This is a genomic window from Corynebacterium sp. HMSC034H07, assembly GCF_001815175.1.
Taxonomy (GTDB): Bacteria; Actinomycetota; Actinomycetes; order Mycobacteriales; family Mycobacteriaceae; genus Corynebacterium; species Corynebacterium hiratae.
The window spans coordinates 1-14,170 of sequence record NZ_KV819491.1 but is presented as its reverse complement, the minus strand read 5'-3'; the positions used below and the strand labels follow the sequence as shown (position 1 = coordinate 14,170).

Annotated in this window: 15 protein-coding genes and 1 tRNA gene; 3 read left to right on the top strand and 13 right to left on the bottom strand. The window is 60.7% G+C overall.

Annotated elements, in window-relative coordinates:
* Positions 1–102 precede the first annotated feature (102 nt).
* The 11 genes from HMPREF3009_RS01485 to HMPREF3009_RS01435 all read right to left on the bottom strand — a co-directional run bounded on the left by HMPREF3009_RS01485 (position 103) and on the right by HMPREF3009_RS01435 (position 11,264).
* Entirely contained in the window at positions 103–756 is a 654-nt protein-coding gene (locus tag HMPREF3009_RS01485; protein WP_049156612.1) for a response regulator, read from the bottom strand.
* A gap of 11 nt (positions 757–767) precedes the next feature.
* A complete protein-coding gene (locus HMPREF3009_RS01480) occupies positions 768–980 on the bottom strand; it encodes a hypothetical protein (protein ID WP_070517665.1) in 213 nt (70 codons plus the stop codon).
* Positions 981–1,028: 48 nt separating this feature from the next.
* Positions 1,029–2,105 (bottom strand): sensor histidine kinase, encoded by a 1,077-nt coding sequence (locus HMPREF3009_RS01475; protein WP_070512845.1) that lies wholly within the window; start codon positions 2,103–2,105, stop codon positions 1,029–1,031.
* Between the two features lie 15 nt (positions 2,106–2,120).
* Positions 2,121–2,396: a cell division protein CrgA gene (gene crgA, locus HMPREF3009_RS01470; protein ID WP_010188168.1), complete on the bottom strand. Its 276-nt coding sequence runs from the start codon at positions 2,394–2,396 to the stop codon at positions 2,121–2,123.
* Between the two features lie 67 nt (positions 2,397–2,463).
* Positions 2,464–4,404 (bottom strand): Stk1 family PASTA domain-containing Ser/Thr kinase, encoded by a 1,941-nt coding sequence (pknB, locus tag HMPREF3009_RS01465; protein WP_070512842.1) that lies wholly within the window; start codon positions 4,402–4,404, stop codon positions 2,464–2,466.
* 6 nt (positions 4,405–4,410) lie between these two features.
* A complete protein-coding gene (locus tag HMPREF3009_RS01460; RefSeq protein ID WP_070512838.1) occupies positions 4,411–5,829 on the bottom strand; it encodes a serine/threonine-protein kinase in 1,419 nt (472 codons plus the stop codon).
* Positions 5,829–7,259 carry a penicillin-binding transpeptidase domain-containing protein gene (locus HMPREF3009_RS01455; RefSeq protein WP_070517666.1) on the bottom strand — a complete coding sequence of 477 codons (1,431 nt, stop codon included), beginning with the start codon at positions 7,257–7,259 and terminating at the stop codon, positions 5,829–5,831. Before HMPREF3009_RS01455 ends, HMPREF3009_RS01460 begins: the two co-directional genes overlap by 1 nt.
* A complete protein-coding gene (locus HMPREF3009_RS01450; RefSeq protein ID WP_070517667.1) occupies positions 7,256–8,608 on the bottom strand; it encodes an FtsW/RodA/SpoVE family cell cycle protein in 1,353 nt (450 codons plus the stop codon). Before HMPREF3009_RS01450 ends, HMPREF3009_RS01455 begins: the two co-directional genes overlap by 4 nt.
* Positions 8,609–9,946 carry a protein phosphatase 2C domain-containing protein gene (locus HMPREF3009_RS01445; RefSeq protein ID WP_070517668.1) on the bottom strand — a complete coding sequence of 446 codons (1,338 nt, stop codon included), beginning with the start codon at positions 9,944–9,946 and terminating at the stop codon, positions 8,609–8,611.
* Entirely contained in the window at positions 9,943–10,395 is a 453-nt protein-coding gene (locus tag HMPREF3009_RS01440; protein WP_046648650.1) for an FHA domain-containing protein FhaB/FipA, read from the bottom strand. Before HMPREF3009_RS01440 ends, HMPREF3009_RS01445 begins: the two co-directional genes overlap by 4 nt.
* A 44-nt stretch (positions 10,396–10,439) precedes the next feature.
* Entirely contained in the window at positions 10,440–11,264 is an 825-nt protein-coding gene (locus HMPREF3009_RS01435) for a DUF3662 and FHA domain-containing protein (protein ID WP_070512829.1), read from the bottom strand.
* Positions 11,265–11,454: 190 nt separating this feature from the next.
* On the opposite strand from HMPREF3009_RS01435, the gene HMPREF3009_RS01430 reads away from it, so the two are divergent.
* A tRNA-Leu gene (locus tag HMPREF3009_RS01430) sits at positions 11,455–11,539 on the top strand.
* Between the two features lie 107 nt (positions 11,540–11,646).
* On the opposite strand, the gene HMPREF3009_RS01425 is transcribed toward HMPREF3009_RS01430, so the two are convergent.
* Positions 11,647–12,282: an Abi family protein gene (locus tag HMPREF3009_RS01425; RefSeq protein ID WP_070546042.1), complete on the bottom strand. Its 636-nt coding sequence runs from the start codon at positions 12,280–12,282 to the stop codon at positions 11,647–11,649.
* Positions 12,283–12,489: 207 nt separating this feature from the next.
* Between HMPREF3009_RS01425 and HMPREF3009_RS01420 the strand changes: the two genes are divergently transcribed.
* Together HMPREF3009_RS01420 and HMPREF3009_RS01415 are read left to right on the top strand one after the other, a co-directional pair.
* A complete protein-coding gene (locus tag HMPREF3009_RS01420) occupies positions 12,490–13,206 on the top strand; it encodes an ASCH domain-containing protein (RefSeq protein ID WP_070512821.1) in 717 nt (238 codons plus the stop codon).
* A gap of 48 nt (positions 13,207–13,254) precedes the next feature.
* A complete protein-coding gene (locus HMPREF3009_RS01415; protein ID WP_070512818.1) occupies positions 13,255–13,668 on the top strand; it encodes a hypothetical protein in 414 nt (137 codons plus the stop codon).
* A gap of 2 nt (positions 13,669–13,670) precedes the next feature.
* Here the strand turns inward: HMPREF3009_RS01415 and HMPREF3009_RS01410 are convergent.
* A partial coding sequence (locus tag HMPREF3009_RS01410) for a hypothetical protein (protein WP_070679560.1) occupies positions 13,671–14,170 on the bottom strand: 500 nt, incomplete at its 5' end.

Genomic DNA, 14,170 nt, shown 5'->3' with positions numbered 1-14,170 from the left:
AATCAACGCACTCTAAAACCGGAAGGGCCCCTAAACCCCAATCCCAAACACACGCTGAAGCGGAAGCCACCGGGTGGCTCCCGCAACATCGGCGATCCCTACTTAGGAGCCAGCGCCACCTAAAATTTTGGTCACCAGGTTTAGGCGCGTGCTGGCGCCGAAGATGGTGATGAGGCGCGAGACGTGCTTCTTCACGGCCGATTCCGAATAGTGGGTGGCGGCGGCGATCTCTGAATTGGAGTTGCCGGCGAGGAGGAGTTTGAGGACGGCTATTTCGGCGTCGTGAAGCTCGTGGCTCTCAATGGCGGCGGCGACGGGATCGCGTGGGGTGGCGGGCTCACCGATGTAGTCGACCAAACGGTGCATGGCGGCGGGCGCCACGACGGTGCCACCTTCCACAGCGGCGCGAACCGCCTCAATGATGGAGCGCGGGCGTTGGTTCTTCAAGATATAACCCGCGCCGCCCGCCCGCAGGATCTTCAGCATCGTGTCATCCGAGTCGAAGGCGGTCACCGCCAAAAACGTCGGGGGATTCGGTCCAGAATTAAGGTGCTTGAGCAGCGTAATGCCGTCCATGTGTGGCATGTGAATATCGGCGAGGACGAGGTCCGGATTGACTTCTTCAATCTGCGCTAAGCAATCCGCACCATTGGTTGCCTCACCGACCACCGTGATGTCTTCGGTGGTCTGGAAATAGACGCGGAGCGTCGAGCGAACGAGCTCATCATCATCAACGAGGAAAACCCGAATGCTCATGGAGAAACAGTTTAGCCGCACCACCAGCGCTGGGGGCTGGTGGAGCAACGGAAGTGGTCGGCGAATTCGCTCGCGTACGACCTGTAGAAGGTGAATCCGGTGGACTCAGTGCTCTCAGTTGCGGTGGTTGCAGCGGTAGCTTCAACAGGAGTCTCAGCAGCGCTGGCAATTGGTGCCGAGAACAGCGCGAGTGCTGCGGCGGCAACGGCGAGGGAAGTACGCATGTCGAACCTTTTAAAATCTAAGAAATAGCGGACTATCGGGCAATCTTACTATATTTTCCTTAGGCAGGCGGCCGGAAGAGAAAGGCGTGTGACCCAGAGATTGCCTTCTTTGCCGCTGCCGAAGCTGCCGTGCATCCTGCGAACACGGCGGGCGATTTCCCCCAAGCCCAGATTCGTCGTCATGTACTGGCGTGATTGTTGCGCCGCAATCTCGGAAGTGATCACGAGGTCGATGGATTTGGAGCTGCCGGTGGCCTCGATGCTCACACGGGATTCAGGGCGAGCGTACTTGAGGATGTTAATGGCGAGTTCAGAGAACACGAGGGAGAGCTTTTCCGGTAGCGCGAGCTCACCGTTCTTGCCTACATTGATCTGTGCTTCGCAGTGGAAGCCGTGGCTGCTCAGGAAGCTAACCATGGTGTCGAGGTCTTCTTCCAAGGACTTAACTCCCTGAGTCACGCTCTCATTCTTCATCACGCGCAATAGATCACGGACCTCGCCCATGGCCCGGCGGGCGTCGTTAGCAATCGCTTCCGCGGAGTCAGCCGCGGAAGGGTCCGTTTGGGTCAGCGCCAAGGTTTCGGAGCGCATGACCACGGAGGTTAGCGTCGCAGCCACCGAATCATGAAGGGCGGTCATCAGCGCCTCGCGTTGCTCGGCGGCGCGCTGTTCGGCGGCAAGACGCTGGTCCCGGTTTTTGCGCAGCGCGGCCCCAATGACGATGGCTACCGCATACAAGATGAGAGGCAGCGACAGGTTCAAGGGATCGAAATCCGGAAGATAGTTGTTCGCAGGATCCGTCGTGACGAGGTAGGTGTACGCCACCGCTGGAAGGACCGCCCACAGCCAGCGCGTGCGAAACGCCACGATGCCCACGATGACGGGGCTCCACGCCAAGAGCAGGAAAGACCGCCACTCCGAGAGCCACACCGTCAGCGCAAAAAGCGCACCGTATCCGCAGGCCGCCACAAGAGGGTAGCGGAGGGCCAGCGGCGTCAGCGTGACACCGAGGCCGGCGAGTACGAGTGCGCCAGGGGTGAGGAAGCTTTTGTCCACCGTGACGGTGAGCATCACCAGAATGATGCAGCCGACACCGGCGATGCTATAGAACCTCGAGGAGTTCATTGGCGGCGATGAAAACTAACGCCAGCCCATCGTCATCAACAGGCCGATGATGGCCAGGCCGAAGCCGATGCCGTAGTTCCACGGGCCCAGCTCCTGCATGAACGGAATGGACTCGCCCGCCAGGTAGTTCACGACCAGCCAGAGCAGGCCGAGGAGCATGAGGCCCAGCATGATGGCGATGTACCACTTCGGGGTGCCCTCAGAGTTGATCTTGACCGGGGTGCGGTTAGTAGCAGAGCTGGAGGACTGCGGGAGTGCGGAGCCCTCCGTCGTGATCTTGGACTTTGGCATTGTTACACCTTCACGAAGAATAGGGGGGTTAATCTGTGGAATACCTTAGCAGCTGCGGCAATTAGAGCTACTGCGGCAGCAGCGCCGCAGGGTCAAACTCCCAGAACCGGACGTGGATGGTCGCATCCTTGCGGATGACATCGCCGCGGCTTGCCGACGCCCACCCAATCTTGTCGCTGTCGATCGGGTTAGACGTTGGGATGCGCTCGCCCACGTCGAGGGAGCCAGACCAGCCCTTGGCGCGCAGCGCGGATTCGGCTTCCTGCTGGGTGGAATGCGTCAGGTCCGGTGCCTGGATGAGCATCGCGTTCGAGACCTCCAGGGTGACCTGGCTGCCCTTGGGCAGCTTCTGGCCCTTCTCGACGACCCTGAGCACCTGGTTTTCCGGAAGCTCAGAGTCCACCGAGTTCACGTTGACGTCAAAGTCCATGGAGGACAGCATCTCGACCGCGCGGTCACGATCCATGCCGCTGACATCCGGGACGCTAACTTCCTTCTGACCCTTGGAGACGGTGATCCGCACCTTCGAGCCCTTGGACAGCTGCGTACCGCCCGCCGGGTTCTGGGAAATGATCTCGCCCGCGGGGGCCTCATCATTCACCTGCTCGACGTCGGTGTGGAGCTCTAGCTCGGCTTCCTCCAGCGCGGCGGTGGCTTCATCCAGCTTCATGCCGGTGAGATCCGGGACCTCGGTGACCTCCTTGCCGGAGGACACCGTCAGCGTGACCGAGGAGTTCTTCTGCAGCTCTGAGCCTTCCGCAGGGTTGATGCGGATGACCTTGCCGCGCGGTACATCGGGGCTGGCTTCCTCGTTGATGCTTACCAGCAGGCCAAGCTTCTCTAGTTCCTCCACGACTTCGTTGCGCGGGCGGTTGGCCACCTTCGGGATAGTCACCATGTTCGCGCGCTGGGCTGCTTCATGCTGCTCCTGCTCGCGCTCGCGGGCCTCTTGGCGGGAGCTATCCCAGAAGTCCCAGGCAAAATAACCAATGATGGCGACGAGAGAGGCCGCGAGCAGCGCCGCCAGCCACTTCAGACCGGAGCCGGACTCATCGTCTTCAGAGGGACGAGTCGAGGCCACCGGTGCGCGGTGCTGCGCGGCCACGGGTGCCACCATCGTGGTGGGGTGATCCTCATCGTTGACGTGGGAGCGTGCTGCCTCCGGCAGCTGGCCCTGGGCCAAACGCTCGAGGTCATCGCCCATCTCCCAAGCAGATTGGTAGCGGTCCGCAGGGTGCTTGGCCATCGCCGTGAGCACGACGGCGTCGACGCCGAGCCGCTGCCGTTCCGTCAGATCTTCAGTGATGAGCTCCGAGGGTGGTGCCGGATCCTCCTGCACATGCTGGTAAGCCACCGCAAAAGGTGTTTCACCTTCAAACGGCGTGCGGCCGGTAACCGTTTCATACATGACGCAGCCCAAAGCGTAGACGTCAGAGCGGGCGTCGGCAGGCTTGCCGCGGGCCTGTTCCGGCGAAAGGTACTGCGCGGTGCCGATGACAGCAGAGGTTTGCGTCATCGCCGACGTGGAATCATCCAGCGCGCGGGCGATGCCGAAGTCCATGACCTTCACCTGGCCGGTGTTGGTCAGCATAATGTTGGCCGGCTTGATATCGCGGTGGATAATCCCGGCCTCGTGGGAAGACTGCAAAGCATCCGCCACCGGTTTGAGCACGCGCGCGGCTTCTTCGACCGGCATGGGGCCATCCTCACGGACGATGTCGCGCAAGGTGCGGCCCTGCACGTATTCCATGACGATATAGGGAACCATCAGGCCTTCGACGTCCTTTTCACCCGTGTCGAAGACGGCAACGATGTTCGGGTGATTGAGCTTGCCGGAATTCTGGGCCTCGCGGCGGAAACGCTCGCGGAAGTTGACGTCGCGCGCCATGTCGGGGCGCAGCATCTTGATGGCGACGGTGCGCCCCAAAACGGAGTCCTCGGCTTCGTACACCTCGGACATGCCGCCGGTGCCGATGGACTGGCGGAGGTGGTACCGATCACTGACCATGGTGGGTTACTGGCCTCCCTGTAGTGCGGATTCTTCGGTGGGGTTGCTCTGTGAGTCTAGTTCGGGCGCGGGCGTTGGGCTGTCATTGACCTGCGGTTGCGTCTCCTCCGTAGGGAACTCGGGCGGCTCCTGATGGGTCGTGCGTTCCGTGGTCACCGGCGGGGCGGGGATGACCGAGTGCGTCGTGGTAACGGTGACCCGGGTCGGCTCCTCCTCGACGGTGGTGATCTCGACAGTCTCGGGGGTTTCCGTTTCCTCTTCCTCCGTGGTCTCCGGCACAACTGTCTCCGTCACGATGACCTCCGTCGGCGCTGGTGGTGGGGTCGGTGCCGTGTTCCCCCACATCCGGTAGGCCATGAGTCCGACGGCCACGAGGGCGGCGATGGCCACGGCGATGAGCAACCCGGTGCCGAAACCACCCTTCTTGTCGGGGCGCTCCTCCGGCTGCGGTGTAGAAGGCTGGACGGCTGGTCGCACCGTGGTGGGCTGCGCCATGTTGGCCAGCATTTCCGTCGAGGCGGAGGGTGAGGGTTCATCGGCGATGGGCGCGAGTGCTGCGGATTTGGGCTGCGGCGGGCGCTGGCCTTGGCGTACGGCCGAGATCGCATTGGTGAACTCGTTGCCATCAGCGAAGCGGGTGTTGGGGTCCTTGCGCAGGGCCATGCCGATCAGTTCCCGGGTGGGCGCGCTAATCGACGTCGACAAGGGCTCCGGCGCCTGACTAATGTGCGCCAGCGCCACCGATACCGAGGAATCACCGCTGAAGGGGCGCTTGCCGGCCAGCATCTCGTAGCCCACCACACCGAGTGAATAGACATCCGACGTTGGGCCGACCTCGTAGCCCTGGGCCTGCTCGGGGGAGACGTACTGGGCGGTGCCGACGACCATGCCGGTGCGGGTCAGCGGCACGGCGGCGGCGGCCTTGGCGATGCCAAAGTCGGTGATCTTGACCTGCCCGTTTTGGGTAATCATGAGGTTGCCGGGCTTGATATCGCGATGCACCAGGCCCATGTGGTGGATCACGGACAGGCCGTGGGAGGCCTGCTCCATGACGTCGAGCGCCAGCGTTTCCGGCAGCGCGCCCTCGCGAGCCAAGAGGTCTGCCAGGGATTCGCCGCGGATGTACTCCAGGGCCATGTAGCAGAAGGTGCGGCCGTTGTCCTCGAGCTCGCGGTAGTCGTAGGTGGCCACGACGTTCTCGGAATCAATGGACTCTGCCGCCTTGGCCTCGTTGCGGAAGCGCGAGAGAAACTCGTTGTTGTCCGAGAACTCGGGGCGCAGGACCTTGAGGGCGACTTCGCGGTCATTGTGGACATCATCCGCCAGCCACACCGTGGACATGCCGCCGTGGCCGACGATCCACTGCAGCTGGTAGTCCTCACCGATCAGTTCTTGGAGGTGCTTTTTGTTATCTGCACTATTCACTACTGCTCACCTCCGTATGCGCGCAGGATGGCACGGCCGATGGGCGCGGAGACCTGGCCACCGGTGGCATTTTGGCCAAGGTGCCCGCCGTCCTTGACCACGACGCCCACCGCGATGTCCTTGTCTGGGTCGAAGGCCACGTACCACGCGTGCGGGGCGAGGCCCTCACCGTGCTCGGCGGTGCCAGTCTTCGAGGCAAAACCGTTTCCGTCGTAGCCGAAGGTGCTGCGTTCGGAAGCGAACATGAGGTCCTTGATGGTGTTGGCTGTTTCTTCATCCACAGCTTCGGCGGCCTGACGTGGTGTGGTGGTGCGCAGCTCATTCATTTGGGCATCGGTGATGCGGTTGACCAGGTAGGGTTCCATGCGCTTGCCCTGGTTGGCGATGGTGCCGGCCATGATGGCTGCCTGGAGGGCGGACATGGTCACGTCGCGCTGGCCGATGGCGGATTGGGCGACTTGGGCGCCGTCGCCAAGCTCACCGAGCGCGCCAGCGGAAGTATTAACACCCAACGAGTATTTCTCACCCACGCCGAAGCCCTCGGCGTACTTGCGCAGCTCATCGGCGCCGATGCTCTCCGACATCTGCACAAAGGCCGTGTTGCAGGACAGCGCGAAGGCCGTCTGCAGGGTGACGCTGTCCGCGCCGCCGCAGGACTGGTTGCCGTAGTTGGTGAGCTCCGTGACGGTATCGGGCAGCGTAATGGACGCTGCGCCGGTCAGCGTGGAGTTCGGCTCGAAGCCGTTGTTCAGGCCTGCTGCAGTGGTGATGATCTTGAAGATGGAGCCAGGGGGAAGGGTGTCCTGCGTGGCGTGGTTGACCAGCGGGGTGCCTTCCTGGTTCTGCAGCTGTTCCCACTTCTCGCCAGCGTTATCACCGAGCAGGTCGGAGACGTTGAAGCTGGGGGAGGAGGCCATGGCCAAAATCTTGCCCGTCGAGGGCTGGATGGCTACGGCCGCGCCGTTATAGCCCGGTCCAGCGAGCTGATCGTAGGCGGTTTGCTGTAGGGCTGGATCGACGGTGACTTCGACGTTCGCGCCCTTTTGCGGCTTGCCGGAGAGTATATCGAGCCAATTGCGCGCCAGGAGCGAATCATCCTTGCCATTGAGGATGTCATTCTGGGAGGCCTCCAGCTGGGAGGCGCCGAAGCGCTCCGAGAGGTAGCCGGTGATGTTGGCAAAGGCCGGGGAGTCGGCGGGGTAGGAGCGGGAGTAGTTGCCCTCGGCGTCGGCAGTGGACTGCGCCAGCACCGTGTTGCCAGCGAAGATCTGGCCACGCGGGGTCGTGCGCATCTCCAGGTAGCCGCGAACGTTCTTAGGGTTATGGGCGTACTTATCCGTCGAAAACGCTTGCACCACCGTGAGGTTTACCAGGAGGATGGCAGTGAGGATGAGGGAAAAAAGGGCGACGAGGCGGATCGATCGGTTCATCGGATGGCCTCCTGGACGGCGGGGAACATGGACGTGTCAGTGGGTGCGTTTGAGCTCAGCTCGCGCGCCGGGCGGCGTGCCGCGTTGGAGATGCGCAGCAGGATGGCCAGCAGCATGTAGTTGGCCATGAGCGAGGAGCCACCCGCAGACATGAACGGCGTGGTCAAGCCCGTCATGGGCAGCAGCGCGGAGATGCCGCCGGTGACGACGAAGACCTGCACGGCCAGCGTCAGGGCCAGCCCTGAAGAGACCAGTTTGCCATAGGTATCACGGCAGGTCAGCGCGGTGCGGAAGCCGCGGGAGACGAGCATGGCAAACAGCACAAGTACCGCGGCGAGGCCAACCAACCCGAACTCTTCACCGATTCCGGCCAGGATGAAGTCCGAGTGCGCTACCGGCACCATGTCCGGGTGGCCCTGGCCTAGGCCGGTGCCGGTAATGCCGCCGGAGGACATGCCGAAGAGCGCCTGGGAGAGCTGGTAGCCGGTGGAATCATAGTTAGCCAGCGGATCCAGGAAGTTGGAGAAGCGTTGCTGGATCTTCTCCGAGACCTGGTAGATGCCGAAGCCACCGATGCCCACGAGGATGACGCCAATGAGCAGCCAGCTCACGCGGTTGGTGGCCATGAAGAGCATGCCGAGCACGGTGCTAAACAGCAGCAGAGCCGGGCCGAAGTCATTGGAAATGCCCATGATGACAATCGCGATGCCCCAGATCACCAGGATGGGGGCGAGATCTCGCAGGCGCGGCAGGGAAATACCCAAGAACTTGTAGCCGGCCACCGTGAACAGTGAGCGCTTCTGGGTCAGCAGCATGGCGAAGAACAAAATCAGCAGGATCTTGGAGAACTCACCCGGCTGGATGGAAAAGGGTCCGAGCCACAGCCAGATGCGGGCGTCGACGCCCGGCGGCTGCGGCCACACCAGGGGTAATGCGAGGAGGATCAGGCCGAGCGCACCCAAGATATAGGAGTATCGGGTGAGCGAGCGGTGATCACGCAGGAGGACGAGCACCAGCGCGAAGAGAATGAGGCCCACGATGGTCCACATCACCTGCCGCACCGCCAGCCCGCCTCCGTTAGCTAGATCGAGGCGCTGCAACAGAATGAGCCCGGTGCCGTTGAGCACCGCGACGATGGGCAGCATGAGCTGATCCGCATAGGGTGCCAGGAAACAGAGCACCAAGTGAGCGACAGCAAAGACGCCGATGAAACCGCCGACGAGGTAGAGCACATCGAGTGTCAGCACGTTGCCTTGGGACAGCTCAAGGCTGACCAAGGTGATGGCGAAAACCACGGTGGCCAGCACGAGCAGGCCGAATTCGGTGCCGCGGGAGAAGAATTTACTCACCTACTTCACCTCCCGGCAGTTTCCTTTGGACGCGCTCTTGTCATCTTTTCCGTCTTTTCCGTCTTTCGAGGCCTTCGGGCAAGGCTTGAGCGCCTTGTCCGAGAGCTGCGACAGCTGCGTTTGCACCTCGTCATAGGAGCCGGAGGGCAGGTTGCCCACAGCGGCACGTTCAGATTCGGGCAAATCCTTCAGCGTGAACGGCGCAAAGTCGCCCGCGCACTCTCCGTGCCCGAGCTTGAGCGCATTGTCCTTGCCTAGGCACGCATTCTGATACGTGTGGTGCAGCGGGCGGCCAAAGATTTCATAATCCGCACCCTGCTGGATAGTGAGGGTGCCACCCTCATCCGTAGCCACGTAATAGTTATTGCCCAGATAATTCTTCATCCAGAGCCCGCCACTGACGACGAGCACGATGACGATGGCAAGGCATGCAATCACCTTCCACCCAATCCGGCTTCGCTGGGGCCGCCGCTGTGGTTCCTCCTGGGGCTTCTCCTCAGCGGCCTGGGCTTTTGGGGGCGAGATCAGCTTTGCGGCGCGGCTCGCGGAAGAATCCGGGTGCGTCGGCTCCGGAACAACACCTTGGATGGCGCCGACGGTGATGGGGGAGTCCTCGTCACCCTCCGCTTCCACGACCTCCGCCACCACAATGGTGACGTTGTCAGGGCCGCCGGAGCGCAGCGCCAGATCCCGCAGGGTGGTAGCGGCCTCTTCGACCGTGCCCTGCTTCAGCGCCTGCTCGATGGTGGAGGCCGTTACCGGATCCGATAGGCCATCCGAGCACAGCAGGAGGCGGTCGCCCGGTTCAGCATCGAGCATAAAGAGAGTCGGCTCCACCGGGCGGCCCGTGTAGGCCTTGAGGATCAACGACTTCTGCGGATGGGAGGAGACATCCTCCGGATCGAGCTTTCCCTCATCCACTAGGGACTGCACATAAGTGTCATCCTTGGTGATCTGGGTCAGCTTCCCCTTACGCAGCCGGTAGCCGCGGGAATCACCCACGTGGCACACGCCGAACTCGGAGCCGTTAAAAAGCAGGGCGGTCAGCGTGGTGCCCATGCCCTCCGTCTCCGGGTGCTCATCCACGTGCTCGCGGATCGCCGCATTGGCGTCTTCCGCCGCCGCGCCGAGCAGGGCCAGCATGTCGTTGTCGCCCGGATCACGCTCGAGGGAGGCCATGTGCTCCACCATGGTGGTGGAAGCGACCTCGCCGGCAGCGTGGCCACCCATGCCGTCGGCCAGCACCAGCAGGTGCGGGCCCGCGTGGGCGGAATCCTCATTGTTTTCGCGGACCAATCCGCGGTCCGTCACTGCAGTAAAAGTCAGGCTTAAAGTCATGCCATCAACCTCACGGTCGTTCGGCCAAGTTTGATATCGGAGCCGACTCCGACTCGTTCTGGCTGGTCAATGCGAACGCCACCAACAAAGGTGCCGTTGCGGGATTCGAGGTCCTCCACGAACCACTCGCTGCCCCTGCGGAACAGGCGGGCGTGGTGGCCGGAGGAGAAATCATCACCGGTGACAAAGTCACAGTCTTGCGCGCGGCCCATCGTACAGTCTTCGAGCGTGCCCAGTTCCATGTGGGAACCGCGCAGCGGCCCGTCCACGATGGCGATTTCACGCGGCGCTTCGCGACGCCTCTGGGCCCCCTTCACCGGGGACGATGCCTGGTAGACGCCGGCGGCCTTATTGGCGTCGCGGCGCATGGCGTTGAGCGCGACCAAGATAAACAGCCACAGCAACACCAGCAGGCCGATGCGCAGCGAGAGCAGCACGATCGAATCCATGAAAAGTCCTTACGCTAAGAATCTGGGAACACTTGCCGGGCGGCTTAGTAGCCCTGGTCTTCGAGGCCGGTGATGCGCACCTCGATGTGGGAGTGACCGAGGGTGATCACGTCGCCGTCGGCAAGCAGCCAGTTCTCAATCGGGGTGTCGTTGACGGTGGTGCCGTTCGTGGACTGCAGGTCCACCAGCACGGCGTCCTGGCCGTTCCAGGTGATCTCCGCGTGCTGGCGGGACACACCGGTATCCGGCAGGCGCAGGTCCGCGTCGTTGCTGCGGCCCAGAATATTGGAGCCCTCCTGCACGTGGTAGACGCGGGAGGAGCCGTCCTGCAACATGAGCGTCACCGCAGGGCCCTGCGGCGCTGGCTGATTCGGGGTGGGGGCCATGAAGGCGGTGGTTGCGGCCTCGTCGGCGTTGTGCGGCTGGGTCATAGAGTCCTCCTGACCATGGTCGTGGTGGAAAATCGCATCGAATCCGGTTTCTTCGGTGGGCTCGTGATCCAAAAAAGAGGACACGCGCAACTGCCCAGTCCGCAGCCCCGACTCCTCCGCGATGCGGACGATGACCGGCCCGGCGAGGGACCAGCCACTGTTACGGATGAAGCGGGTGAGCTGATCAGCTAGATCCTTGGGAACATCCCGGTCCTGTGAGAGATTCTCGATGTCCTTGGAGGACACGCCGACGGTCATGACGTTGGGGCTATAAAGCTTGCCATCATCACCGCGGGACAGATTGTCTTGCGCCTCCTGCTTGAGAAGCTCCTCAATCTCTGCGGGGACGACTTTACCGCCGAAGACAAAGGCCATGCCGTTGTCCAGTCCGCGTTGCAAGGAAGAATCCAGCTTGGCGAGCTTGTCAAGAAATGCCATAGGGTAACGCCGTCCTCCTTTCGGGATGTTCAAGGGAGAGGTATAGCAGCGATCAGTATAGGTTGCTTTCCTCTATTTAACGTAGACGCGCGGCCTATAGTTCCCTGGAAAGTTCGGGTTTGCCAGCGGATTTGTAGAATCTGTTGGACTGCGTGCTAAGGTTAGCTAGTCGCCAAGACATCAATACCCTGCCCGGGTGGCGGAATTGGCAGACGCGCTGGCTTCAGGTGCCAGTGTCCTTATAGGACGTGCGGGTTCAAGTCCCGCCCCGGGCACGCTGTGAAGTCTCGAGACATCGTTCCGGTCGGTGTCTCGAGATTTTTCTTTTTCAGTGGCCTGAGTTCGCTAGGCCAGTACGACGTATCAAGAAAGCGTCAATGGATTAAGGTCGTTGTGCCCGTATAGCGGGGACGCGTGAATTGTCTTTGATCCATACCGCGGCGTGAGGATCAATGAAGTCCGCTACTTCTTGAATAGCGTTATCAACGGAGTCGAGATGTGCGACTTCACGGGCTCTATCGCGTTGTTGAACGATTGATTCGTGGTGAGAGCACCTATTCCTCATTTTGTAAACAATGACTACAAGTTCTTCAAACTGCTGTCTACTGTCAGGCGTTCTCTTCAACGCCTTCTTTACCTGGGGCCAGATACTCGCCTGATAGTGACTACTCAAGAGGAAACGCCAGAAGTCGAAGCTGAGTTCAGCGATGATTTTTCCTGGTGGTGCACCTTCCTTCCCGGCCCGTTTCTTCGCTTTGCGGATATTCTTCTTCGCTGCATCGTTGAAAGGGATTCGATCGTCGTCAAACCATCGCTCGCCGTACCTTCCGGTTAGGGCATTGTGAATGCTATTTCGGAGGAGTACTTCGAGGTGTTCGATGTCTGCGAGATAGGTTTTCGTGAGGTGAGTATTCCAAAGGTAGAGCGTTTCTGGTGATGGATGATCGGCGTACCTGCTCATTCGCGCAGATGAAAACCACTGGGACAGCTGTACTTGGGCTGGGCTTGGATTATCCATATGGATATGATAATGTGCGCTTTGAAAACCCCGGAACGATCCCTGCACTACGAAAGTAGGAGTAAATCGCCGGGGTTATTGATATCTTCGGGGAATTATAGCGGCCAGAAATTCGAAGTTTTTCGCCCTTATTTACCGTGAATGACAGCGACAGATTTGTGATCCCTTGGGCTTGGGAGTTGTGGCAGTAGCAGCTACCTTTGAAGGATGATTACTAATGAACTCCGAGAACTACTGACCGCAGCCACGACCCATGCGCAGCGTTTCCACGACGGGGTAGATCACACCGTAGCCGCAGCCCTCCTGACCGAATCCGGCAAACACGTGCTCGGTTTAAACGCATATCATTTTCTCGGTGGCCCCTGTGGTGAAATCTCGGCCTTAGCTAACCACGCTGCTAGTCATCCAGAGGATCCGATCCGAGCGGTAGTCGCCGTCCACGGTCCGACTGGCCAGGTGCTTTCGCCCTGTGGAAAGTGCCGCCAAGTGCTATTTGATACTGATCCGTCTATCCGGTGCATCGTGCGCGGAAGCAATGGACTTGAAGCACTCACTGTGGAAGAGCTCTTACCGTTCGCATATAACTGGCGTGACATGGACAAAGAGCAACGCATCTATATGTGGGAAGGTTACGAGGAATCAATTCGAAGCGGAGAAAAGCAACAAACCATTCGGGTGGATGATCCCTTCCATGAAGGAAGCGCCCAGATTGTCTTTGAGAAAGAATCCGGAGAGGTCGTCACCATTCCCGCAGCGGTCACGTCAGTTGTTTCTACCCAGCGGAGGTCCTTGACGGAGGAACAAGCCCGAAGAGATGGCTTTGGCTCTCTTGCTGAGCTTCATGAAGCGCTTGATACTCACTATCCCGGATTAGCTGAGGACGACGAAGTCGACGTCGTTGAGTTCACGCTCCGCAAGGCTTAAAAGCTTTGGCGAAGCCCACGCGGAAATGATTTTACCTAGACTGTCGGTATGTTCGGCCCCGCTTCCGCCCTGCCACCGCGGCTTATAGATTTCCCTGTGCTGCGGTTACCGTTTGTGGAGTTCGTGCTTGTTGGGCTGCTGGTGGCCCTCTTTTTCGTCGATACGCAAGGAACTGATGCTGAGAGTGGCTTCCTTGCAGTCTTTGTGCTTCTTCCCGCACTCGTGTTTCTGGGAATTGCTTACCTTGTTTCCCTGCCCATGCAGCGGAAGGTCATTACAGATTTCCGCCTGGATGCCGTTTTCGTCGTTATCGGGGCGGTTGGTCTCTTCGGCTGGATCGAGCAGATGCTCATCGCTTTGCCCTTCCTGTGCTGCCTACCCGTGGGGCTTTCAGCACTGATTCGCAGAGGCATCGCCTTTGCGTTGTGGAAGAAGGGTAAAGGCCCTCAACTGCCGGAATGAGGTTACGCGCTTTGCCAGCGCATCCTGCCATCAGAAGCAGGTGCGCACGTCATCGGGACACCTCTCTTTGATACGCCGCTTCCGCCGCTGCAATACGCGCCGGGATGAACATAGTTCTCCTGCACGGCGGGTGCTTCATACACCGCGGCGGCTTCTTGAACTGGAGGATTCGCAGCCAGCATCTCGTCCGAGCACTGTTGCGTCCAGCCAGAGGTTCCATCGCTGAAGAATGCCGTACCGGTTTCGTGCAGCGAGACATCACCGCAGGACTCGATGGTTTTCTCCATCGGAGTAGGCTGCGCCGCGCCGGGGGCCTCGGTGAAGCCGATGACTTCCTCTTGTGGTTGATCTATGTTGACGCCTTCGACGTTTTCCTCCGTAGCGGGGAGGGTGGGCTGTGGGGCGTCTTCAGTAACGCTGGTGCTTGTGCTTGGCGACGTCTCACTCGCAGGGGTGGATTCAACGTCGAGAGAGTGTTCAGAAGACTGAAATGGTAGCGGTG